26 protein-coding genes, 2 pseudogenes and 1 riboswitch are annotated in these 22,821 nt (G+C 40.1%); of the genes and pseudogenes, 19 read left to right on the top strand and 9 right to left on the bottom strand.

What is annotated here, in order from left to right; all coding sequences use genetic code 11:
* Nucleotides 1-184: 184 nt before the first annotated feature.
* Complete coding sequence (locus AC0YN7_RS25535; RefSeq protein WP_475812846.1) at nucleotides 185-1,246, bottom strand: S-layer homology domain-containing protein; 1,062 nt, start codon at nucleotides 1,244-1,246, stop codon at nucleotides 185-187.
* Nucleotides 1,247-1,463: 217 nt separating this feature from the next.
* Nucleotides 1,464-1,595, top strand: a riboswitch (cyclic di-AMP (ydaO/yuaA leader).
* A 4-nt stretch (nucleotides 1,596-1,599) separates the two neighbouring features.
* On the opposite strand from AC0YN7_RS25535, the gene AC0YN7_RS25530 reads away from it, so the two are divergent.
* A complete protein-coding gene (locus AC0YN7_RS25530; protein ID WP_475812845.1) occupies nucleotides 1,600-2,076 on the top strand; it encodes a C40 family peptidase in 477 nt (158 codons plus the stop codon).
* 74 nt (nucleotides 2,077-2,150) lie between these two features.
* Here AC0YN7_RS25530 and AC0YN7_RS25525 read toward each other — a convergent pair whose 3' ends face one another.
* Complete coding sequence (locus tag AC0YN7_RS25525; protein ID WP_475812844.1) at nucleotides 2,151-2,561, bottom strand: hypothetical protein; 411 nt, start codon at nucleotides 2,559-2,561, stop codon at nucleotides 2,151-2,153.
* 168 nt (nucleotides 2,562-2,729) lie between these two features.
* Between AC0YN7_RS25525 and AC0YN7_RS25520 the strand changes: the two genes are divergently transcribed.
* From AC0YN7_RS25520 to AC0YN7_RS25510, 3 genes are all read left to right on the top strand, one after another.
* On the top strand, nucleotides 2,730-3,155 hold the full coding sequence (locus AC0YN7_RS25520; RefSeq protein ID WP_475812843.1) for a DUF2178 domain-containing protein: 426 nt from the start codon (nucleotides 2,730-2,732) through the stop codon (nucleotides 3,153-3,155).
* Nucleotides 3,156-3,168: 13 nt separating this feature from the next.
* Nucleotides 3,169-3,369: a helix-turn-helix transcriptional regulator gene (locus AC0YN7_RS25515; RefSeq protein ID WP_475812842.1), complete on the top strand. Its 201-nt coding sequence runs from the start codon at nucleotides 3,169-3,171 to the stop codon at nucleotides 3,367-3,369.
* Nucleotides 3,370-3,438: 69 nt separating this feature from the next.
* Nucleotides 3,439-3,651 carry a hypothetical protein gene (locus AC0YN7_RS25510; protein ID WP_475812841.1) on the top strand — a complete coding sequence of 71 codons (213 nt, stop codon included), beginning with the start codon at nucleotides 3,439-3,441 and terminating at the stop codon, nucleotides 3,649-3,651.
* A gap of 125 nt (nucleotides 3,652-3,776) precedes the next feature.
* On the opposite strand, the gene AC0YN7_RS25505 is transcribed toward AC0YN7_RS25510, so the two are convergent.
* The gene (locus AC0YN7_RS25505) at nucleotides 3,777-4,508 is read right to left on the bottom strand and encodes a DinB family protein (RefSeq protein ID WP_475812840.1); all 732 of its coding nucleotides are present in this window, start codon (nucleotides 4,506-4,508) and stop codon (nucleotides 3,777-3,779) included.
* 332 nt (nucleotides 4,509-4,840) lie between these two features.
* Between AC0YN7_RS25505 and AC0YN7_RS25500 the strand changes: the two genes are divergently transcribed.
* The 5 genes from AC0YN7_RS25500 to AC0YN7_RS25480 all read left to right on the top strand — a co-directional run bounded on the left by AC0YN7_RS25500 (nucleotide 4,841) and on the right by AC0YN7_RS25480 (nucleotide 8,065).
* Nucleotides 4,841-5,644, top strand: coding sequence for an extracellular solute-binding protein (locus AC0YN7_RS25500; protein ID WP_475812839.1), 804 nt, complete (start codon nucleotides 4,841-4,843; stop codon nucleotides 5,642-5,644).
* 265 nt (nucleotides 5,645-5,909) lie between these two features.
* Nucleotides 5,910-6,389, top strand: a complete 480-nt coding sequence (locus AC0YN7_RS25495) for a DUF4265 domain-containing protein (RefSeq protein WP_475812838.1) — start codon at nucleotides 5,910-5,912, stop codon at nucleotides 6,387-6,389.
* A gap of 257 nt (nucleotides 6,390-6,646) precedes the next feature.
* Nucleotides 6,647-7,264 (top strand): suppressor of fused domain protein, encoded by a 618-nt coding sequence (locus AC0YN7_RS25490; RefSeq protein WP_475812837.1) that lies wholly within the window; start codon nucleotides 6,647-6,649, stop codon nucleotides 7,262-7,264.
* 73 nt (nucleotides 7,265-7,337) lie between these two features.
* Entirely contained in the window at nucleotides 7,338-7,487 is a 150-nt protein-coding gene (locus AC0YN7_RS25485) for a hypothetical protein (protein ID WP_475812836.1), read from the top strand.
* Nucleotides 7,484-8,065 carry a hypothetical protein gene (locus tag AC0YN7_RS25480; RefSeq protein WP_475812835.1) on the top strand — a complete coding sequence of 194 codons (582 nt, stop codon included), beginning with the start codon at nucleotides 7,484-7,486 and terminating at the stop codon, nucleotides 8,063-8,065. The genes AC0YN7_RS25485 and AC0YN7_RS25480 overlap by 4 nt, the downstream gene beginning before the upstream one ends.
* Nucleotides 8,066-8,503: 438 nt before the next feature.
* Here the strand turns inward: AC0YN7_RS25480 and sstT are convergent, their stop codons facing one another.
* The gene (sstT, locus tag AC0YN7_RS25475; protein WP_475812834.1) at nucleotides 8,504-9,733 is read right to left on the bottom strand and encodes a serine/threonine transporter SstT; all 1,230 of its coding nucleotides are present in this window, start codon (nucleotides 9,731-9,733) and stop codon (nucleotides 8,504-8,506) included.
* A 412-nt stretch (nucleotides 9,734-10,145) separates the two neighbouring features.
* Between sstT and AC0YN7_RS25470 the strand changes: the two genes are divergently transcribed.
* From AC0YN7_RS25470 to AC0YN7_RS25460, 3 genes and pseudogenes are all read left to right on the top strand, one after another.
* Nucleotides 10,146-10,733 carry a chloramphenicol phosphotransferase CPT family protein gene (locus tag AC0YN7_RS25470; protein WP_475812833.1) on the top strand — a complete coding sequence of 196 codons (588 nt, stop codon included), beginning with the start codon at nucleotides 10,146-10,148 and terminating at the stop codon, nucleotides 10,731-10,733.
* Nucleotides 10,734-10,923: 190 nt separating this feature from the next.
* A complete protein-coding gene (locus tag AC0YN7_RS25465) occupies nucleotides 10,924-11,550 on the top strand; it encodes a hypothetical protein (RefSeq protein WP_475812832.1) in 627 nt (208 codons plus the stop codon).
* Nucleotides 11,551-11,822: 272 nt separating this feature from the next.
* Nucleotides 11,823-12,261 (top strand): annotated as a pseudogene (locus AC0YN7_RS25460) (nucleoside/nucleotide kinase family protein).
* Between the two features lie 98 nt (nucleotides 12,262-12,359).
* On the opposite strand, the gene AC0YN7_RS25455 reads toward AC0YN7_RS25460, so the two are convergent.
* Entirely contained in the window at nucleotides 12,360-12,785 is a 426-nt protein-coding gene (locus AC0YN7_RS25455; RefSeq protein ID WP_475812831.1) for a DUF3888 domain-containing protein, read from the bottom strand.
* 817 nt (nucleotides 12,786-13,602) lie between these two features.
* Here AC0YN7_RS25455 and AC0YN7_RS25450 point away from each other — a divergent pair.
* From AC0YN7_RS25450 to AC0YN7_RS25440, 3 genes are all read left to right on the top strand, one after another.
* Nucleotides 13,603-14,784, top strand: a complete 1,182-nt coding sequence (locus AC0YN7_RS25450) for an ABC transporter substrate-binding protein (RefSeq protein WP_475812830.1) — start codon at nucleotides 13,603-13,605, stop codon at nucleotides 14,782-14,784.
* Between the two features lie 254 nt (nucleotides 14,785-15,038).
* Complete coding sequence (locus tag AC0YN7_RS25445) at nucleotides 15,039-15,221, top strand: hypothetical protein (protein ID WP_475812829.1); 183 nt, start codon at nucleotides 15,039-15,041, stop codon at nucleotides 15,219-15,221.
* 191 nt (nucleotides 15,222-15,412) lie between these two features.
* Nucleotides 15,413-17,026, top strand: coding sequence for an alpha-amylase family protein (locus AC0YN7_RS25440; protein ID WP_475812828.1), 1,614 nt, complete (start codon nucleotides 15,413-15,415; stop codon nucleotides 17,024-17,026).
* On the opposite strand, the gene AC0YN7_RS25435 is transcribed toward AC0YN7_RS25440, so the two are convergent.
* Nucleotides 17,013-17,966 (bottom strand): AraC family transcriptional regulator, encoded by a 954-nt coding sequence (locus AC0YN7_RS25435; RefSeq protein ID WP_475812827.1) that lies wholly within the window; start codon nucleotides 17,964-17,966, stop codon nucleotides 17,013-17,015. The genes AC0YN7_RS25440 and AC0YN7_RS25435 overlap by 14 nt on opposite strands.
* A gap of 117 nt (nucleotides 17,967-18,083) precedes the next feature.
* Between AC0YN7_RS25435 and AC0YN7_RS25430 the strand changes: the two genes are divergently transcribed.
* Complete coding sequence (locus AC0YN7_RS25430; protein WP_475812826.1) at nucleotides 18,084-18,416, top strand: hypothetical protein; 333 nt, start codon at nucleotides 18,084-18,086, stop codon at nucleotides 18,414-18,416.
* A 244-nt stretch (nucleotides 18,417-18,660) separates the two neighbouring features.
* Here the strand turns inward: AC0YN7_RS25430 and AC0YN7_RS25425 are convergent.
* Both AC0YN7_RS25425 and AC0YN7_RS25420 read right to left on the bottom strand, forming a co-directional pair.
* Nucleotides 18,661-18,871, bottom strand: a pseudogene (locus AC0YN7_RS25425) (transposase); the annotation flags it as partial.
* Nucleotides 18,872-18,942: 71 nt separating this feature from the next.
* Nucleotides 18,943-19,779, bottom strand: a complete 837-nt coding sequence (locus tag AC0YN7_RS25420) for a helix-turn-helix domain-containing protein (protein ID WP_475812900.1) — start codon at nucleotides 19,777-19,779, stop codon at nucleotides 18,943-18,945.
* Between the two features lie 151 nt (nucleotides 19,780-19,930).
* Here AC0YN7_RS25420 and AC0YN7_RS25415 point away from each other — a divergent pair, with 151 nt between their 5' ends.
* Entirely contained in the window at nucleotides 19,931-20,785 is an 855-nt protein-coding gene (locus tag AC0YN7_RS25415) for a phytanoyl-CoA dioxygenase family protein (RefSeq protein WP_475812825.1), read from the top strand.
* 226 nt (nucleotides 20,786-21,011) lie between these two features.
* Nucleotides 21,012-21,269, top strand: a complete 258-nt coding sequence (locus AC0YN7_RS25410; RefSeq protein ID WP_475812899.1) for a hypothetical protein — start codon at nucleotides 21,012-21,014, stop codon at nucleotides 21,267-21,269.
* A gap of 1 nt (nucleotide 21,270) precedes the next feature.
* On the opposite strand, the gene AC0YN7_RS25405 is transcribed toward AC0YN7_RS25410, so the two are convergent.
* Nucleotides 21,271-21,420, bottom strand: coding sequence for a hypothetical protein (locus AC0YN7_RS25405; protein ID WP_475812824.1), 150 nt, complete (start codon nucleotides 21,418-21,420; stop codon nucleotides 21,271-21,273).
* Nucleotides 21,421-21,631: 211 nt separating this feature from the next.
* Here AC0YN7_RS25405 and AC0YN7_RS25400 point away from each other — a divergent pair, with 211 nt between their 5' ends.
* Nucleotides 21,632-22,789 (top strand): nucleotidyltransferase domain-containing protein, encoded by a 1,158-nt coding sequence (locus tag AC0YN7_RS25400; RefSeq protein WP_475812823.1) that lies wholly within the window; start codon nucleotides 21,632-21,634, stop codon nucleotides 22,787-22,789.
* Nucleotides 22,790-22,821: the final 32 nt, after the last annotated feature.

Genomic DNA, 22,821 nt, shown 5'->3' with positions numbered 1-22,821 from the left:
TAATCGCCGGCAATGTGGTGGCCAATAGTTTGCAAGGAATCAATCTTAAACTATATTCTTACAAGCAGCTTCTAGGTCTATTTATTTGAGATCTCTGCGTAAGTAGAAGGATACAAAAAAGAGTATGAACGTTAGTAGTTCATACTCCTTTTTTATAGGAAAACTATCAAAAGATTTAGCTCGTTTATTGCTGCTCATCCTGGTAGTACATGTAGATTTTCCAGCTGTTGTCGTTCATTTTCTTCAATAAGTAAATACCGTCGGTTGCTACTGTTTCTGTGGTTTGATCGTTAGCTTTAGTAGTTTTTACTTTGTAGCTTCCGCCTGTCGACTCCACCACGGCGAATCGATCTGTTTTATCAATGACCGTTAGTACTTGTTCACTGATTTTCTCCATTTCAATTTCATAACCTTGGTCTACCAGGGAAATTAGTTCTTCAGAATATGAATGGCTAAACGCTAAATAATAACCGGTATAAAATTGCGCATAGACATCATCAAATTGATCGTATGTTTTATCTTTGATTACTTGATTTTCCTTTTCCTCTGAATCTAAAACTGCAGTTGTGAGTAGACCATCTTCAGGTAATGCGCTATTTTGCAAATCTAACGCACGCTGCAACATGACAACAGCTTCAGCACGTTTCGCATTGGCGAAAGGCTTGAATTCCGTTTCAGTGGCTCCTCGTACAATACCAGCTTGACTTGCCTTTATAATAGATGGTTTAGCGTAATATTCGGGTACATCTTTAAATTGCTTCATTTCTCCTTCAAATTGTACAGATGAAGAAAAGGCTCTAACAACCATTGTAGCGATCTCGCCGCGTTTAATAAGTTGATTTGGACCAAATTTTGTTTCACTAATCCCGTTAACGATACCTAAGGAGCTGGCAATGCGAATCGAATCGGAGTACCATTTTCCTTGCTCGACGTCAGTGAAAGTCGTTCCAGGCACATCGCTTGTCAAACCTAATGCGCGAACCAAAATCGAAACAAACTCCGCGCGGCTTATGGAATGGTTTGGCTTTAGCGTTACAATTCCTTCTTGATCCACATAACCCCGTAACAAATCTGCGTTCACAAAATTGTCCAGCTCGTAATAAGCCCAGTGTTCATCAATGTCTGCCGGAAAGTAGTTTTCCAAAGGAGCGATCTCGGCCGCTTTCACTTGTACAGAATGAAGAGGATAAATCAGAAGCATAAATAAAAGTAAGAAGATCGAGCTGCGAAAATAAAGGTTTTTCATTTTGGTGTTCCTCTCTTGGTTGAAAAAATTTTCTCTACGAGAATATCAAAATATAATAGTTTATTCAAGTTGGAAATTATGGGTAAGTACTAGGGGACTCAAGCTTAAATACATATTGTGGATATTAGATTTTTCTAATGTTTATAAAGAAGGATTAGTAAGAAAAAAATAGAAATTTATAAAACCGTAAGAAAAATAATAGAAACGTAAGAAAAATAATTGTATTTTGCCTAATTCCTTTTTAGGAAACGGGGGATCCACTCGGGTGAATTAATCGATTGTTCAATGATTATAGGGAAACCTTCTTCCGAACCCTTAGCTAACCTCGTAGGCATCGAAGGGAGAACCAAGTTGTGAAGAAAATTGTGGCATCATTGTTATTGAGTGTTATGTGTTTTACCTTTGCGGGGAGCGCTTTCGCAAATGGAATGGATATCAAACATGCAGTTGATAAAGTGGTCGGAACCCCTTATAAGTGGGGCGGAACAACTGTTAAAGGGTTTGATTGTTCGGGATTCATATTGTACATATTCAATCAGTATGATGTTGATCTTCCTAGAACCTCAAAAGCACAATCTGAGGAAGGAATAAAAGTAGATCAAGAAGATTTAAAACCTGGCGATCTTGTGTTTTTTAATACGGATGGCAAAGGTGTTTCTCATGCGGGTATATTTATAGGAAACGGACAATTTGCTCACTCTTCAAGCAGTAAAGGTGTCCGGATTAGCAAACTCTCCGAAAACTATTACGAAAAAAGATATGTTACAGCTCGTCGTGTAATATCTGAGGATGCCTATTCCGAAATGACTAGTAAAGATCATAAAGATTAGAAGAGAACAAGCCTGCATGCATATTGTAGGCTTGTTTTTTTGTATATTAAATAATTTAAAAATCGTTCTAAGAACTACCTTTGACCTTCTACGTCCAATTGCTTTCGAATCGACTCAACTGTATATATGAAAGCTTCAGCTGCCTTGTAAGCATCTAGTGCTTTTTCAAGACGCTTTACCTGTTGGTTAAACTCGTTCGGACTTTCAGCGTATTTGACTATCGATCGCGCTATAAAGATCAGATCCTCTCGAGCGGCTTTGACGGTTCGGCCGTGCTCTTTCTCGATCATCTGGACGGCCATATGTGTGTAGATTGCCGAAAACTCTTTATCCTCGATACGCTGCTCTCTAGCCGCAAGATTACTTTCACTAATTTCCCAATCCCCAGAATCGGTTTTCGTAGCTGCCAAACGACCGTCATTTATCATGTTCAGGATTGTCTTATAGTGAACTCCTAGCATCATCGACGCTTCCTTTGCATTCATCAGCCTCACCTCTTATCTCTACTTATCCTTATAATAAATGGTATTTAAGGATAAGTAAGGAAGGGAAGCCATTGCATAACAAAAACTAACTATTGACTACTCCATCAAGACTGGTTAATATGAAGTTAACTTCACGTGAAGTAAACTTCATATTGCGAGATGTTAGGGGTGACTTGCTTGAAAAATAGATTTACAGAGCTTTATTTATGCTCATTAGCCCTTATCATCATGGGGTTATTTGAAATCATTTGGAATAACACGATAGCTAATACAACAGAAGGATTTGTTTCTGGGATTTCAATATTGTTGGTAGGAGTAGGACTTTTAGCTTTCGCTATAACTTCTCACGTTAAATATAAGGCGAATAGAAAACAGTTGGATCGAGAGATGTCCAAAGAATATGACGAAAGAGATGATATCATCGAAGGAAAAGCTTCACTCTTTACCATGCGAATTCTAATGATGGTGACGATACTGATGATGTTTCTTTCAAATTGGCTTACAATTCCAACGAATATTGCTTTATTTCTGATTATAGTTTTGTGTGCGAGTACGAACTTAATAGCCAAAAAATATTATAATCATGTTCTTTAATTAGGAGTAGACTATGAAAAATAGAATAAAGGAGTTACGTATAGAACGTGGTATCAAACAACAAGAACTAGCTGATAAAGTAAGTGTTTCTTCAAGAACAATTATATCTTTAGAGAAACAGCAATATAATCCATCTGTTTTACTAGCCTATCGAATATCTTCAGTTTTTAATTTGTCTATCGAAGAGGTTTTTATATTTGAGGAAGATGACTGATCATCGTTCGAAAATATAATTAGTGAGAAAAATTCAATATAGAAATCATACATCATGGAGGTCAAAAATATGGCATTAAAATTATTGTTTATACTATTTGGAGTAGTCTTAGTATTATGGGGCATATATAGAATGAAAACGGATGAAGCGTTTGTTGGAAAGAATCAGAAGAGAAAAAATTTATTTAATCTTCTAATACATGGACAAGCCTCAGGGATCGGACAATTATTAAGTGGGGTTTTATGCATAATTTTAGGGATTGTATCCTTTATCATTAAATAATTATACACATATATATTTAAGGAGCTGCGGAAATCGTGGCTTTTTTATTTTTAGGCTTTGTTAATTAACATTGTTGATTAATGACAAAATGAAAACCGCCTTATCCAAAAGGCGGTAAATTGGGGCTATTGTGTTGCCGTTTGTTTAGTTTGTCGGTTTAATTTTTTCATTTCCGTTTGCAACTTATTCTTTATACGGGCACATTTGTTCAAATGTAAAAAATTATGTCTTGTTGCTGGCATTAACACAAGTCCCGCAATAGTCTTCTTGCTCCAATATTCAGCAATACCACTTGCTTCTTGAAGAATAGCATTTTCATCAAACAACCTTTTGATTCTACAATCTTGAACTTTATCTCTGAACTCGCCTGGTTGCAGTGACGAAATTATTTGTCGTGTTTGTTTTCCCACAGCTATTCTATATTCTAATAGTGCATCAATATTAATAAGTGAACTTAGTTCTGCGATATTGTCATCACTCATGCTGTTTCCGCTATGGGGAAATTTGATGTTCATTTTTTGTAGCCAATTATCAGAATGAAGCACCTGCTGACTGTCTGCAACTAAAATATTAATCGTCATGTCCTCGACTCTTGCAATATGCCAGAGATGCCATACGATTGAATTTGTTGTATCTGAAGCATTTACTGGATACTTCCTTAATGTACTTTCCTCCAGACTTTCCAAAACGTAATCCTCCAATGTATTGATGCAATCATTACTCATCTTTGATGAGTATAACAAAGCGTGATGATTGAGAAATAGTTCAATCGCTCGAACATGTTCATTTGGATTTAATATGATTTCAGTTAACATCTTATGGTTTTCATTCCAAGTCCTTCGTTGTTCCATATCCATTGAAATCAGCTCCAATTAAAAAGTTGGGAAGCATTGGGACAGTAATCTGCCAAGAAACTAACATATTTTTCTTATTCGACGCTATGTTTTCATATTCCTTGCTGTCCAGAAGGAATGTAAGGGCTTAGACCCGTGGGATGGTGAAGTACTTAGTACTCCCTCAACAAGTTGATTACCTACGAAGGTACCTTGATTTATTTTTCACCAGACTAATTTTCAATAGTGTATGAAACTTTCTAACCATTTTGCAATTATAATCAAACCGTTTATAGCCTCCCTTCGTTTCCTTAAAAAGCACAGATAAAAATCACGTATAAAATGGAGGAAAAATTATGAAGAAGACCGTGTTTCTATCAGCTCTACTGCTCTTTGTCATTACTGCTACCGGATTGTCAGCCTATGCAAAAATGGACCGTACGACTGCGTCCCAGGCGATACCAAATTCCAGCCAAGGTGGTCATGTCATCCGGGTGTACGGACCGGGCGGACCACTTGGACCGATCAAGGAAGCTGCTGAACATTTTTCAGTTGAAACGGGAATCAAGGTGGAAGTAACAGCCGGACCAGAGGGCAAATGGATCGGCCAAGCAAAGCAAGATGCAGATATTATTTTCGGTGGCTCCGAGTATATGCTGCAGGACTTTATCTTTAACCACCCCGAAATGATCGACACTAAATCACGAACGGAGCTTTACCCGCGTGCTGCAGGAATATTGGTGAGGAAAGGAAATCCTAAGAAGATTGAAAGCTTGGAGGATTTAACGAAAAAAGGGGTAAAAATACTCGATGTGAATGGGGCTGGCCAGCTTGGCCTGTGGGAGGACCTGGCAGGCAGAAAAGGGCTGATCGAAGGCATTTACCAAAATATTAACCTTTCTGTAAAGTCGAGTGCCGAGGCCATTGAACAATGGAAAGCGAATTCGAGCCTGGACGCCTGGATTACCTATGAATCGTGGCATTACCGGCTCCAAGATGTGACGGACCTGGTCGAACTGCCCGAAGAAGAAAAGCTCTATCGTGGAACGCCGATCGCCCTGACGAAAATCACCGATCAGAAAAAAGAGGCACAGCAATTTATTGATTATTTAAAAACGGAAAAATCTCACCAAATCTTTCAAAAATGGGGCTGGAAGTAAGGACGAGCCTTAAATCTAAAAAACTGGACTGTAGAATCCATATGGAGTTTAGTACTAAAGTTGTCTTCTGAGCACCCGGACTAACGAGCAAATAGCTCGTTAGTCCCTTTTTTATTACAATTTAATACATTCTCTCTATTTACTTATTCGTTGACTGTTATAATAATTGATAGTTGAAATGCTATTATGGATCATATTGGGAAAAGAGGAATGTTAGAAGTGAGTTTGTCGAAATGTATATGTAGAGGCAGTTGAGGAGCGACGTATGGAAGATAAATTAACATTGATTAAGGTTTTTGCTGAAAAAAATTCACAGGGAACAGTTTTAGAAGAGCTTCCTGCAGAATACCTAAGAAATCAAAAATTCAAATTATGTGCATCTCCAGGGCTAGCTCTCGGCCTTGCGAAAGGAGATACAATAAAACTCCATCCTAACGGAGATTTTGAATTTATAAAACATGGTGGAAATTTCTGCATTCAAATTTACAAAGAGCAGCCTATCAAAGAAAAGATTGAAGCAGTTGAATCTATAGTCAAGCGAGAGCTTTCCGGTTCTTTAGATGGATTTCATAATGGCTCGCTTGCCTTCACCGTTCCCATCAGCAATGGATTTCATGCCACCAATAATGTTTTCAATAAAATTAGAGATTTATTGGAATCAGAATACTATTACTCTAATATTTACAAAAATCCATATAATTTTGAAGATGAAGAGTTAGTTAGTTGGGCTAGAGATCTGGATTAATCGTTTCAAAACGTTAGTTCTTCGGCACCATGCGTGACCATAATATACTCAAAAGCTCAAGAAGTGCAGGAGGCAGATATGGTAGATGAAAGGCACCTTGTTTATTTCAAAGAACTCTTGGCCTTTTTTTACTGAAGGCGCTAGCATCTATTGAGCGTCAGTTTTCCGATGTGGATGATATTGTCCTTAGAGCAAAAGAAGCTGTCATTAAGCACCAATCATCGAAAGGAAACTAAAACTAATAAAGAAAAAAGGTGATGGATGTGCGAATCAATAGAGAGTCAAGCCGAGAAAAAATTCTGAACTTCAACATCAGAAGAACAATTATTCTTAATTTATATATTAAAGAATGGTCTATGCCAGAATATAGAGTCATAATGACAAAACCGGAGATTGGCGTATATATTGAGATCTATTATTTTCCATCAATTAATGATAAAATTCCTGCAAGATTCGCAACAGTCGGTCTATCTAATTCCATTCGAAAAACTGGAAAACCTACTGAGACTGAATGGATGCTAGCTTTAAAACCCGATTTGGGACAAGAAAGCATTGATCGCATATTCTCATATTTCTGCGACCTAATTGCCCATAATATTGAAAATATAAAATCTTCGGAAGTACCGCGAGTAATGACTGAGAGCGCACTCGCACCAGAGAACTGGACTGCAAAAGCCCTCTTGATTGATGAACTAAGAGGAGAAAGTGAGGCTTTAGAAGAAATAAAAATAGGTGAAGAAATAATTAGTGTCTTGTGGGTTATACCAATTACTCCTAAAGAAGCGCGTATAATTTTACAAGAAGGCATAGATGCTTTTGATGCTTACATAGAAAAGCTTCAGCATTCAATAATAGATCCCACTCGTCCTTATTAATAAGCAGCTCAATATCATTCGAACTACCAACCATAGGGCTGAGGAAAATAAGCTGAAGAGGATGGTGCACCCAATGACCAACATTCCAGAAATCAATAGCCTAGAAAATTGGCAAAATGCTTCTCGTGAACGCCGCGATTTGGAGGGGACTTTATTTATGGAGCATCCTCTCAACATATCGAGAGCATCAGAAATATATGCAAACCTAACGACTGGTCAATGATTTCTCAACTTATCCATCAATCTGAGGATGATGAAAAAACTCGTATGAAACCATTCCTAATGAGCCGCTTCCCTGTTTACGAGTGGGTACTGGAGGAGAATATTACTCTATCAAATGATGAAGAAAGGCCTGATTTCTATAGCGAAGATGGCCCATTCCCCGCCTATGTTAACTTACAAGAAGCCACATCTTTTTTGGGAAAAACCGGGTATAGAATGCCATGGGACTTCGAGTGGGAGTACGTCTCCAAGGAACTCAAGAATAATTTATTCATTTGTGGAGAAGAAATTCCATCACGAGATTTATCCGATGACATTTGCCTTACACAATTTGGTGATAGCAGGCTCAATAATGCAGCTTCCAATATTTTCGGCATAGCAGGTCTCGGCATTGCGGCATTCACCTGCATTGGAGGAGCGAGCGATGAGATAATAGTTCGTGGAGGTGCTGCCGGATTTTACCCGTTTCAACACCCTTCGCAATGGGCAATGCTATTGACCGAGCTGCAATTACCTCTGAAAAATATGCCAGGCCAGCTAGCAGGTCTGCGACTATGTCTCGACATACCAAAAATATAATACTCCAAAGCTTTCCATGGGCATGTCGGGCTAAATATTTCAATAACTTCGGAGCATTCAATTAATGAAAATCAACAGAAATCATAAAGTCAGATGAACTGGAGGCTCTCAATGCCTTGGATACGTTTTTAAATCACTCCCCGCGGACTCATCGGTCTGGGCAGTTCCTCTTGGCGATCTGGATTGGAGCAGTGCCGTACAAGTTGGATCAAATTTTTCAGAGGCACTACTCAATGCTATAGAGGGAAAATTTTCAATGAGTTAGGTACTATAGGTCTAGCCACCTGTACCAGATCCACATCGGACATCTCGCTTGTTATGCTGCGTGTTGCTGGTGAGGAAGTAGTCGAAGCAATTTTTTGTATACCAGCTTCGAACGAAGAGCACAAAAAAGCAGGAGCCCCTTAGGCCTCCTGCTTTCATTTTTGATCTCTATGTCTAGACATTAATCGTATATTCCTTGCCTGTTTTACGATTTTTTGCAAATTCGGCTGTGGCCGTAAAAAGTACATCGGAGGATGAATTGAGCGCTGTTTCAAAAGAGTCCTGTAAAACCCCAATGATGAAGCCTACTCCAACGACTTGAATCGCAATTTCATTCGGAATGCCGAATAAGCTGCACGCCAATGGAATAAGCAAGAGCGACCCGCCGGCAACACCTGAGGCGCCTGCAGCACATACAGCGGATAGGACGCTAAGAATAAGCGCCGTACCAAAGTCTACTTCAATACCAAGTGTATGAACGGCTGCGAGCGTTAGAACGGAAATCGTAACCGCTGCGCCTGCCATATTAATCGTAGCGCCCAATGGAATGGATACCGAATACGAATCCTTATTGAGTTCCAATTTTTCACATAATCTCATGTTGACAGGGATGTTAGCAGCCGAACTTCGAGTAAAGAATGCGGTAATCCCACTTTCCTTTAGGCAACTAAGAACAAGCGGATATGGATTTCTGCGAATATTCAGGTATACGATCAGCGGATTGACAACCAGTGCAAGAAATAGCATACATCCGATAAGAACGAGAAGCAATTTTCCGTAATCGAGCAAGGAAGAAAGCCCGTTTGTTGTAATGGAATCGAAAACAAGTCCCATGATTCCTAAAGGTGCCAAGTTGATGACCCATTTGACGATATGAGATATCGCATCTGAAAAATTGCCAAGCATGGTTTTGGTACTTTCTTGGGCATTTCTTAAAGCAATACCAAGCAGGACAGCCCAAGCCAGGATCCCTATATAGTTGGCATTCATTAGGGCGCTTACCGGGTTGTCAACGACCTTAATCAGCAATGTTTTAAGTACTTCTGCAACCCCATCAGGCGGAGTCAGATTTTCGGTGTTTTTTACGAGTGACAAGGTTACCGGAAATATAAAACTTGCAATTACAGCGATCAGCCCCGCCAGAAAAGTGCTTATCCCATAAAGGACAGTAATCGCTTTTATATTGGTCTGAAGACCTTTTTTATGATTGGAGATGGCGGACATCACCAGAAGCAAAACCAATAGGGGTGCAACCGCTTTTAAAGCGGATACAAACAAAGAGCCGAAAATAGTGATCCCTTTTGCATCAGGAATCGATAAAGCCAGAATAATACCAATAATAATGCCAACAAGTATTCGTTTTATAAGGCTAAATTGATTCCACTTGCGTATCAATGTTGTCATGAATTCCCTCCGATGTGAATGTGGAAATATATCTAAGCCCAGTAGGTCATCAAGAGGCTGGTATGTTTCAATGGTAGTTTAGCATGAACATTTCGATTATTCGATGCGTAAATTTTTACAATAAAATAGAAACCATAATGAGGAGAAATTTCAGTATTTCCAAAGGTAACAGCTAGACTAGAGAAGAGGCGCCGCGAGCAAGCTGCAGCAACTGCGTATCTCAGTGCCGTCGTTAGGCGAGCAACTGACTTCTCCTAAGCTCTTCTAGAATTGACTTGAAGAGGTCTTTGAGCTAACGGGCAGGATAGTTCAATCGTTTCTCGAATATTTTCTGAGTTGGATAATTTTATGAACTTTGTGAATATAACGTTATCTGAAAGATACGCAAATCTTATATGTGAGGATGATTCGTTTGAAGCAAGGAATCATTGTGTTGATGAACGGAACTTCAAGTTCAGGAAAGACTAGTATTTCTATTGAACTGATAAATCAGAAAGAGATTCTTTTTCATCATTTATCAATAGATGATTTTATCAAGGATTTTTTTAATAATAAATTTTCAGATATTGAACCTACAAGAGAAGTAGATGAGCAAGCTATCGTACAAATAATGTTTGATCCCTTAGTCTCAATGTACTATTCAACAATTAAATTGTTTTCAGAAATGGGTTTGAATGTAATGGTAGATACTGTAATCGAGAATGACAAGTGGTTTAATGAGTGTCTTGATCTATTTTTCGATCAGCCTACATTATTTATAGGTGTAATATGCTCGAAAGAAGAACTCATAAGAAGAGAGCAAACAAGAGGAGATAGAAAAATTGGACTAGCAGCTTCACAGTTCAGCAAAGTATATTGCATTGATGAATATGACCTCGAAGTAAATACTGAAGAGATGAATCCAATAGAATGTGCCGAAAAGATATTAAGTTTTATTAAGTCCAATAAGGAATACTCGGTATTTAAGAAATTAAGTAAAAGAAATGTTAGTGTTTCCTAGATGGCGTATCCATCAGATAACACCATATTCACGCTACGGGGCATGCGCCCTCAGTTCGGCAGAAGGTTTTCGAGGAAGCAGGAGCACCTGGACATACCCATTCCCCTAAGATAATAGCTATCTAAGGGGAATGGAAGTCGCGAATACAAGAACGTTATGAGAAATTCATGTAAAACTTGGAGGAGATCGAATGGGCACAAAGTTTGCCAATCTTCATATCAAAACTAATAATCAAGAGGTACTCGTTGATGCGTTACAAAGACTGAGTAACAAAGCTGGATCAATACTTACAACAGCAAATAATACTGGTGTAGATATCATAGACCAATATGTATATCGATCGAACAAACAGATTAGAAGAACTAATTCATCGGTATCTTTCTATATTAACCAAGGAATGAATTGGATCAGTGTCCTGAATGATCAATTCTCATGGGGAAAAGTCGAGAAAATTGGTGAAATACTTTCTAATTTTGTGTCAGAACCTGTTATGACAATTGGATTCTTTGATGAAGATATATTTGAATTTACTTTATTTCAAGAAGGAGACATTAGAACAAAGAAGTATTTTTGTGAAGAATGGGCAAAAGAAGAATATGGTTTAGAGTCAGAAGTAATTGATCATGAATATTTAGAGAAAGTTCTCGAGTTAGCACAAGAAGACTTAATAAAATTATTAGAAATTAGCAATCCTGAACAAGCCATTGATGAACTATCAAGAATGATACAATTACATCTTTGGGTGGATTCAGAATGGATTAGTGAAGATAAAGAGATTGAAGAAAGACATACAAGGCTAGATATAGAGATAATGTAAGTATTACAAGAGGACATGAACTTCCGATAACACCGTATTCACGCTTCGGGCCATTCGGCCCTCGGTCCGCCCAAGGCATTTCGAAGATTTTTAACCCGATCTTCATTACGCTAACGGAGAACGATAGTACAATGACAACAGGCTGCCGAAATATCGGCAGCCTGTTCAACTAATGGGTAAATTAATGCAGGAAATATCTTTATTACGTCCAAGTTAACACAAATTGTGGTACGTTTGAGGTAAATATAGTCAAATTCATTCAGGAGGTTATTATGAATCTAAAGCCAAAAGTTATTTCAATAGCAGCGGTTTCTGGAGGAGGAAAGACTACGGTACAATGAATGGAATCTGTCCCCAATAATTAACGATATTCAGTTCCTCCTTAATAATCACAATCAATCCCTTAATTATATTTTTCTTGATTATCCTTTTGCTTATTTGAACAGCGGAATGCGTGAATATATTGACTTTGCTATTTATATTGATACCCCTTTGGATATGGCAATGGCTAGACGAATACTAATGGATTTTACTAATAATACAATCGACGATGTACGAAATGATTTTATTAACAATCTATCTCGTGGAAGGGCAGCCTACTTAGAAATGGAAAGGACAGTAAAGCCCAATTCAGACATTATCATTGATGGTTCACTACCTACGACTATAATTATTAATCAAATAATTGAAAAAATAAGAATCAGAGACTAGTGACCAATTCAATGAAATGAAGAACTTCACTAACACCAAATACATGAAACGATTCGATAGTCGGGTTAAGCTAACGGGCAGGTTTATCGAATAGTTAATCACGGATTTTGTAATTCAGGAGGTAAATCATATGTAGCTAAATGGGTGTGGTTAATTAACTCTACTGAAGGGCCATACGAAATTCGATACGTTAAGCGGTCTTTTCCTACTGGAACATGGTGTCCTGCAGTTGGCTCAATTTCAAATGAAATTTCTAATTTAAAACCACGGAACCCATTTATTCTTTTGGTTTCGGTTACTTCAATTTTCCAAGGTGTAATTTCAGGCGAAAAAGTTTTTAAAATATTTGGGCGGTAATAGTTATCAAGAACTTCACTAATATAAGGAGTTAGCAAGTTCATGAGCATATCCTGTAGCCTAAGTTCTTCTGAGTCCTTAACTGGTTGATTTGCCGAAGTCATATTGGTTTGAAAAGAAGAAACAAGAACAAGCGATACAAAAAAAGAAAAGATTATTTTTTTCATTTTATTTACAGACCCCTTTTATGGTTATTATTTACCAACCCCTTTAATTTATGTGGCCTATTAAGCTAACTGGCAGATAGCGTCAGGAGGCCATGAAACGATGCTTAGAATTCATCCGCACCTTCCCGGCCGGTCCGGCACAATACTGCTGGACCTCTTACGAGGCCGAAAACGTCGTCGCTAAAAAGCTTTATGGAAGCTTTGGTTTCAGCGAAAACGGAGAAGTTTGCCACAATGAGTCAATTTCCGTATTGCGACTTTGATTTGCAAGGCTAAACTCCCTTGGGACTCGATAGTGGAGGAGCTTGCTATACCGCGGCTCCTCTTTTCTATTGAAGTAACGGGCAGAATACTACGAATCATTATTTTCGTTAAAAGGTCTGTTTGAAAAATATCTCGGTTTCTTGCCCTTTCCCATCAAATGTTTTCCCTAACGAACTCCAGTTCCTTGCTCACTGCTATTAGAGTAATGGGAAAATTCTTTATTGAAGTATTACTGAAATATTGATTTATTTTCTCTAACGTCATTGTGCTACCAGATTTAACAACGAACTCGTCATAAATCCAGTTAGAAACAGTTTCAATATATTGAGGGTAATTACATAGATAAACGATCTCCATAACATCACTCCGTATAACGTTTTATGGATTATACATTACAAATATCTAATCTTACAATATTTAGTTAAATTAAACTATGGCACGTTAAGCTAACGGGCAGTAGAGTATGATGGATATAAAAATAAATATGTTTACAGATAGGAACATTTGTTCTATTATCGGATGTGATGATATTCCAATAATGGGAGGTTTTTGTTTGAAGAAAACAATCACTTTTTGCTCCAAGTGGTTTGACCATGAATTTGAGTCCATGATCGCTTCGAAGCTGAAGGAAAAGTTTCCAGAATTCTTGTTTGCCCACGTACAAGACTCGAGAGAACATACTTCTTTGGAGGCCTGGGAAGCTTGGGAAAAAAATAAAGGGCTTGATATTCGAATGGATCTTAGCGATGAACCGTTTTTCAAGAACAAGGCCTACGATCTTACACCATACTTGAAAAACTCCGGGGTTAGCCTTCAGTTATTTGATCCTGATCTACTTAAATCGGTTTCTGATGAACATGGAATATTTGGACTCCCTTTCGGTAGAGGTACACCTTATACGCATGCCCTATTTTACAATGAAAATATATTTGCCAAGTTTGATGTTCCTCCTCCCCAACACGGAATGACATGGGACGAAGTAATCACATTAGCAGTGAAAGTAACCGGAACGATTGACGGCACCTCATATTATGGTTTAGACATAGGGGATTCCGCACTTTTAAAAATGCAGATGGGAATTAGGTTCCTTGATCCTGAAACCCACCAACCTATACTGCGGGAAAGCAATTGTGAAAAATATTTCCGCATTATAAAAGGTGCTTACGGAATTCCAGGTAATATTCAAGATACCGAGGAGCGCATATTCATATACGGCAGAGCTTTCCGACGCAATGGTAATGTTGCAATGTCAATAGACTCCCCTGAAATGTTCACCCGTAAGCTGTCTTATGAATTAGGTGCCGTAAATTTTCCACAGATTGATAGTACGCTTAGGGTGCCGTCACTAAACAATGGAGGTTGGTTTTTAACTTTGCACCCTGAATCCCAACAGAAGCAAGAAGTATTTGAAGTTATAGCTTATTTAGTATCAGAAGAGTTTCAACTCTATCAAACCAAACTCGGTAGGTTCTCTTCCTTAACTGGTAAGAAATACGAAAAGGAGTACGGACAGGAAAATCCCTCTTTTTCAGGAATCAACATGGAATGGGTGTTCCGAGGAACCAAAGTTGGTTGGCCGAATCCACAAAGTCCTTATGAGTACATGGCCGGAAGTATTGTTAATGAAGAAATGGAGCGAGCTGTGCGGACATATACACTTTGGGACGAGGCAATTGAGATCATGGAAAATCGAATTCGTGAGAAACTAACAACTGAACTGCACATAGATGTTTAATAGCTTTGTTACGCTAACGGGGGACGTTAGTTGAACAAATAGGTTGCAACGCTTCCTGAATAAGGATAAAACGATCACTCGGGCTTAGACTTTTCCCGTTTGCTGTTAGCTTCCTTTCGTTCCTGTTATTATCCTTATTATGCTAATTATGTGAGCCAGTTCATGGGAGGCAAGCAGAGAGGCGGGAAGATGGCACGCGGAAATTCGAACAATTAGCAAGTCCGATAAATGCACTAGCTGTTGGCAGCCCGGAAATGCTTGTTGAGAAAATATTAGCGCAGCACGAGCTCTTTGGACATAAACGCTTCATGGCTCAGTTTGATATCGGAGGCATTCCATTCTCTAAGGTAGCAGCTTCGATTGAACTGCTAGCAACCAAGGTTGCGGCTGTTGTTCGCAGAGAGCTGAGCAAAGGAATTGTAATTAAAGCTGATTAATGGTAGCGATAACAAAATTAACTAGAAGACTGTTCAATGCCATTTTGTGGCGGTGGCAGTCTTTTTTTGAGTTTCCATGTCCCAATTGGTTCATTATTTATTCGAGAAACGACTCATTTCGTTATTCAAATTGGAACCAGTGAATACTATACTCGGTTTATATTAACGATGTTTATAAACGGGAGGCACTCATGATGGAATTTATAGATCTATTAACCAATCCGGACAATGTTGAAATAGAATGGGAAGATGGATGGGTTCGCGCTTCTTTTCGTTCAAGGGAATGGTATGCAGGTGAAACCGTCATTTCATTTGAATCAATGACTAATCGTATGGCCGTTCGATTAAGTGCAGGCCAGACACCAGTAAGGCGGCTTCATTTGAGATGGAAACGAAAGCTCGATAGCGGCATTCGCGTACTGGGTGATCAATGGGAACGCGGTTATGGGGATTTGGAGTGGAGAGGTCTTGTTGCTGAACGTGAAATGCCATGGTATTTTCTCTTGTCAGGAGGAGGACGGACGCATGGATACGGCGTAGAAACCGGCACAAGCTCCTTTTGTTATTGGCAAGCTGATGCATGTGGGATTAGCCTTACGCTTGATGTCCGCTGCGGTGAAGCGGGAGTGCTGCTGGGCGATAGAACGCTCGAAGCTGCAGTAATTGTAACGAGAGAAGGCGAAGAGGGTGAATCGGCATTCAGTGCAGCTACAGCCTTTTGCCGAATGATGTGCAAGCAGCCTCTCCTTCCTGCACAACCGGTTTATGGAGGGAATAATTGGTATTACGCCTACGGAAAAAGCTCGACTGCAGAAATAATCGCGGATTCGGAGCGCGTATCGGATTGGTCTTCCTCAGTGGATAACCGTCCGTTCATGGTCATTGATGACGGTTGGCAGCTTTGCAGCGGAGGGGGTAGCTGCAACGGTGGACCTTGGCAGCCTAACTATCAGTTTTCCGATATGGAGAAATTAGCTAGCGATATGAAAGGGATTGGGGTTCGACCTGGCATATGGTGTAGACCGCTATTAGTCGCAAACAGTGTGCCTTATCATTGGAAAAGGTTTGGTCATCATACGGACGGCATTTATTTGGACCCAAGTGTTCCCGATGTACTTGATTACGTAGGCGATGAAATTCGTAAGCTGCATGATTGGGGATATGATCTTATCAAACATGATTTCTCCACTTTCGATATTTTTGGAAAATGGGGCTACGAAATGGGCGCATCATTGAGCAATCATGGTTTAGCGTTTGCCGATCGAACGAAGACGACAGCGGAAATTATTGTCGCTTTGTATAAGAAGATTGCAGAAGCATCCAAAGATAGCTTGATTATTGGCTGTAATACAGTCGGGCATTTGGCTGCGGGCTTGGTTGAAATTCAGCGGACCGGTGACGATACGAGCGGCAAAGAATGGGAGCGCACTCGCAAAATGGGTGTCAACACACTTGCGTTTCGCATGTCGCAGCATGATACCTTCTTTGCGGTTGATGCCGATTGTGTCGGCTTGACGAGGGATGTGCCTTGGAATTTGAACAAGCAGTGGCTGGAGCTATTGTCCGAAAGTGGCACACCGCTGTTCATCTCCGCAGATCCAAAGGCGGTTGGCGCGGAGCAGGAAGCAGCCATTCGCAAAGCGTTCGAGCGAGCGTCTAAACCGCTGCCGCCGGCTGAACCACTAGACTGGCTTGATGATCGCTGTCCGTCCCATTGGCAGCTATCCGGAGAGGAACGGCATTTCGATTGGTATGCTGAGCGCGGCGTACAGCTGAATGAGCGTCCAGAAATTATTTTAAGGTAGCAATAGGATCAGAGCTGGATAAATGACCTGAATGAGGCTCCACCTCAAGCGGTGTTAAATAGCTTATCGTTGATGTATGCTGTCTCCGATATGCGCCCGGCGTTAATCCTGTCCACTTGGCGAACTGCCTAATGAAGCTTTGCACATTCTCGAATCCAATTCGGAAAGCGATCTCTTCAAGTGGTACGTTTCGCATTACAAGCATATGCATCGCTTCCTGCTGTCTAATGATCGATAAATAATGACGAGGCGACATCCCGTAAGCTTGTCGAAACAAGCGGCCGGCATGTCTGCGGCTAATGCCAGTCTTGGCTGCGATGGTTTCAAGCCAATTGCTCGTGGATGAATCCGTTCCCAGTTCATTGAATGTGCTGAGCAGCGCCTCAATTTCCCTAGCGATCCGATCAGCAAGAGGCTGCTCGTTTGGTTTATTGGTGGAGTGTGTTGCCGTTCTGCTGACATACTCCTCCAAATGCACGAGCATTTCGTTACAAAGCATAAAGACGTGGTGTGTAGACGTATTCTGCTTTAAGCAAGCAATTAGTGCTTTGAGCAGAGGGTTAAGATGTTGATTGAGAGGGTGCTCTCTTGCAAACAAATACTTTCCGCTTGATCGAAATGCGTAGAGCAGCTTGCTGTCTACATTTTGCAAATGAATGACAAAGCCGCTCATCGACTGCTGCTGCGGAACATGAAAGTCATGCAGCTTCATGGGTGGAATTAGAATAATATCGCCTTCATGCTGTGAGAAGCTTTCATTTCCAATACGTGCTATTTGTTCGCCGCTTAGAACGATATTGATTTCGAGCATGCGATGATGCAGATGCAAATCGCATACGGGACCAGGACCGAATTGGTACGTACGCATGCCGTATAAGAAAAGCTGTTCTTTATAATTGGGAAACGATTGGTTAAGCGCAGGGATAAGATCGCTCATCATAGCTCCTTCGTAAACAAAAATGTTTATACATGTATTATCTCTCTAACAACTGGAATATAGCAATCAAATAACAACCTAGAGGAAGGGATCCACAAATAAAACGATGGCTGCAAAAGTATGGGGCAATTGCAGCTGGACATGTTGATCATCATGCAGAATATCTTCCGCATCAAAAGGACGTTCTTTATACGACAACTCCTCCGTACCATGGAGCATGATCCATACTTTAGAGGTTCCAGCCTTTCCAGAACCACTCCTGCAAATGTGCCGTGCCGAGTTATCTCGGATGTTCACGAGCTCGTCGTAGAAGCAGCAGTAACTGGAAATGTTGCCATAGCGAAGCAAGCAATTGACTCAGATCCGGCTATTGGTAATAAGGAGGCTGCTTATAAAGCATTGGAGCAGATGCTCGAAATTCATGCTGATTTGCTGCCACAGTTCCATTCGTAGATGCATTGAGAGCACTAATGTAATCGATGAATAAAGGGGAGTTTTTTCCTTAGAAATAGGTAATCTGGACCCTTAATCAAGGACACTTTAAAAAAGAGTGCTAGGCCACACGTAAGAGATGATTCCTGTACTGAACGAGGCCACTGAAGAACTTGCGTTGTTAATTAGTTGAATACATGTTTCAAATCAAAAAGGCAACATTTCGTTCAAATTAGAACGGAATGTCGCCTTTCTCTTTATTCTTTTACTTTGATTCTTTCATGAGAGTAATGATTCGTTTGAGATTAACAGAAAATATCGCCATGGCACCCTTGTAATTGCATACCAATTAGACCCGAGGAAGATGCCACATCATACCCGTGTCTATGTTTGAGTTCACTATTTTTCGCCTCGATTTTATAGCGCTCTTTCGATTTCTCTTTGAAATCATCGCTGTTATGAAATGCTTCTTGTTCTGTGGTAGCTCCTCTTTACTATTGAACTAACGGGCAGATTAACGGAACAATAATATTCGGATATCTCACAACTAGCGCTGCGAATTCCTAAACTGCAAAGGCGACAGATCGGTCCAACGACGGAACTGTCTGCTGAAACTGCCTAAACACGAGAAGCCCAGCTTTCCGCTAATGGCTTCCATAGAAAGCCCGGAGTGCAAGATTAAAGCCTCCGCCTTTTTTACTTTGAGCATACTTAAATACTGACGAGGGGCCATACCATAGACCTTCTTAAATACTTCATTGCAATGACTTCTACTTATATACAATCCTTTAGCGATTCCATTAATCGTGATAGTGGAATCCATGAATTCATGGAGCATGCGCTCAATGGTATTGGCTAGTTCAATTTCTCCGACATTCAGCATCTTGTTATTGAGAATAATACGATCACTAGGAAACGATATCAGTTGCAGTACTTCTTTTAACAACCGAAGAAACATGGATTGAATCAGAAGCCTTGGAATCGTAGTTAAATCGCCATTCTCCGTTGAACTTTCTACGATCTCCCTCTGAATGTCCGTAAACAAGTTTTGTAAATTGGAAAAGGGACCTCTTAGATGAACATAATTCATATTTTTTAGTTCATTTCGAATCTCTACATCCTCTAAGTCAAAATGCATCGAAAAATAAGCAAGGGCTTCTTTGGATACATTTATCGTGCTGTGGCTAACTCCTGTACTAATCAATAACCAATCTCCACACTTCATTTCTATAGAATCTCCATGAATCCATTCCATGAAGGATCCTGAATGACAATATAGAAGTTCATAATCTTTATGGTTATGGAGATGGTATGACCATCCTGGCTCCACGTTTGTAAAATGGCAAGATGCTGCAGAGAGGGGATTTTTTATTGCACGAATCATGAATGGCTGTTCCAAATGTCATCACTCTCCTATTTCGTCTACACCTCATATTAACGACAAATGGTTAAATTTCAAGCTCATTCTGTCATATCCGCATTAATTTCGTGACGTTACAATAATATTAATAAACTTCAAAAGGAGAAATGTTACGATGTCCATTTTACTTTCAAATGAGCAAGTTGAATTTTACAGAAAAAATCATTACTTGCATGTGAAAGGCGTTATCCCATCAGATTTATTGGATCTGTCTACCAGGATCCTCATGAAATGGGTTGATGAATTGGTAGAGAAGTGGAGCAAAGAAGGACTGTTGCAGGATAAACAAGAGGATCTTGATTTTCAACATCGTCTTGTCGAGCTATGGAGAATAGCTGGTAAACCTAAGTATAGTCGTAGTCCTAGAAGAGATCTTGTCGGACCGGATATGTATAATTTCTTCAAACATCCTGTTATGTTGAAAGTGGCTTCGGATCTACTAGGTACGTCGGAACTTTCTGTTCATGGTGTCTTTAATGCACGACCAAAGCTACCGGACCAGAAGTGGACCGATACCCCATGGCATCAAGATGCCCAATATTACAGGGATGCTGAGAATGTACACGTCCTATCGATGTGGATGCCTTTGCAAAAGGTGACTGAAGCAAATAGCTGCTTGCAAGTTGCCCCTGGCTTTTTTACAGACACATTATTAGAAGGTGTAACTGACGAAGAAACCGATTTTCTCGGGCTACGTAAAGAAGATGCCAGGCATTTGAAGGGTCTTTCAATAGAGATGGAACCAGGAGATGTACTCTGTTTTAATCAAATACTTCCCCATAGGGCTCTTCCTAACAAGTCCGATCATGTGCGATGGTCCATGGACATTCGTTATGAAGCCACTCCAACAGCGACGGCAAGTGGGAGGGCTCAGGGCTTTATAGCACAAAGCCTTAACAATCCCGAATCTGTAGAAACGTATGAGCAGTGGTTAGAGAAATGGTCGAATATACCTATCGGAGCTTATTAGAGGTTATTAGTAGATATATCTGTTTGCTTTCTAAATTACCTAATCTATGAGTATTAAGCTAACGGGAAACGATAGTTGAACATCAAACAAGGAGCAGTTTGCGATTGCAGCTGCTTTTTCTTTATCAAGCTAACGAGCAGGATAGTTGAAGATCAACCACGAATACTCCATTTTCACACAAATGTAATGCGAAGTGAGGAGAGTGTATTTGGAAACTGATGCGTGGATTCCCTTAATAAATTTTGAAGACGACGGGAAGATTTGGGTAGGGACAAAAGTAAGATTATATAATGTGGGATTGAATGTGAAGGATAAGTCTCTTGATTATTACGACTATCTGGTGTCGAATATCTATGACAACAAAGACTATTTCCAATTAACTAACCTCTCGAAAGGAGAAGCTGGAAATATCATTTGTGTTATAAAAAAAGACAGTCCAAATCATTATGCTTTAGGTAAGTCTCTAAAGGAAATGAGCGTTTGAGCTAGTTCTGGATGCTTGCCAGCAGGCCGTTGCTAAAGTATAAATAGCTGCTATGGCCGTATACCCATTGCTCGAATTCTCCAGAGGAGCTTGTTGACGTATTGATATCATCAGGTTCGCCCCATGCCAGGTAGGCTTGGGTTTTATTCATGCCTATAGATACCTTTTTATTTTTGATTGCATCACAAACCCGGGTGGACCATTTATGCGTTTTTTACGGGTCTTTGGTGAAATATTTGCACCGGATAGCCGATTTATCTTCGAAGATTAGAAAATTTTCACAATTGGCTTCGTACGCTTACCCCCACAAACAACATTATAAATCCGAAACTAGTTAATAACGAAAGTGAAGGGAGCGGCTCATGAAACACTCGAAAGCGGTAACGCTTATAAGCCGGATCTACCAAAACCAACATCCGTTATTTGATTCCGAGGAGACGGCTAAAGCAGCAATTGACGATATCGATATTTTCCAAGTCGCTCCCCAAGTTTATTATTTATTGAAGAGCAGCGGCTTATTGGAAGCAGTGCCTTCCGAGCACCGAAGCAGGCTTAAATCGGGCGTGGATGCTGTTTTGTTTCAAAACATGCTTATCCGCTCCGAGATGTACAAGCTTCTTGATGCGTTTGAGCGTTCTGGAATTCAAGTGATCGTGCTGAAAGGCATTCGGTTGTCTGAACGTTTTTTTGGACATTTTTCGGGCAGGGGAACATCCGATATCGATCTGCTTGTACGTCCAGAAGATTTGGATAAGGCGGTTGCCCTATTGGAGCACCATGAGTTTATCCGGTATATAGAAGACGATGCGGATCATTTCCATATGCTGTTGAATAAATTTTATGCGAATGAGGATTTCCCGCTGCTCGGGGTGGAGCTGCATTGGAATATTTTGCGCGAACATGTCTCGGATACGGATATGAGCAGCTTTTGGATGGATGCAGAACCGATTTCTCCCTATCAATTGGTGAAGGAGCTTTCGGTCAAGGACACCTTTTACTACCTATGCCTTCATGGCTATAACCATAATATGTTATCACTGAAGTACGTTATCGATATTTTGCACGTCCTGAGATGCTGCAGCGCAGAAATAGACTACGGCCAGCTTTTTGCACAGGCAAAGAGCGATGGGAACTATGCCAAAGTACTAATTGCGCTGACAATTGTCTATGACTTGTTTCCCGAGCTGCATGAAACCAAGCCGCTAAACGTACGGAGACGCTGGCCGCTTTGGAATATCGAACTGATGCGAAATGCCCAATTCGGGATCAGAAACTGGCGATTTTATGGCTTCCATCTGTTTTCTGCCTTCGTCGCCTACGATTCGGTTAAACAACAGTGGGCACATCTGCGTTATTTACTGCTGCCGCCAAGAGATTATGCCTTGGACCTATTAAAGTATGCCAATAGATCAGACGTCCCGGATTCGAATGAGCCGATGAGCAAAATCTATGCCAAAATCTATAAGAGAAGACTCCAATTTTGGATTCGAACCATTCGTGCCAAACAAAAGAAGGACTAAATCGAATATTCTCGTTTTATATATACAAAAAG

This window comes from Paenibacillus sp. J31R122 (assembly GCF_056269185.1).
Note: the sequence above shows the minus strand (reverse complement) of the source record. Positions and strands in the feature narration are given on the sequence as shown.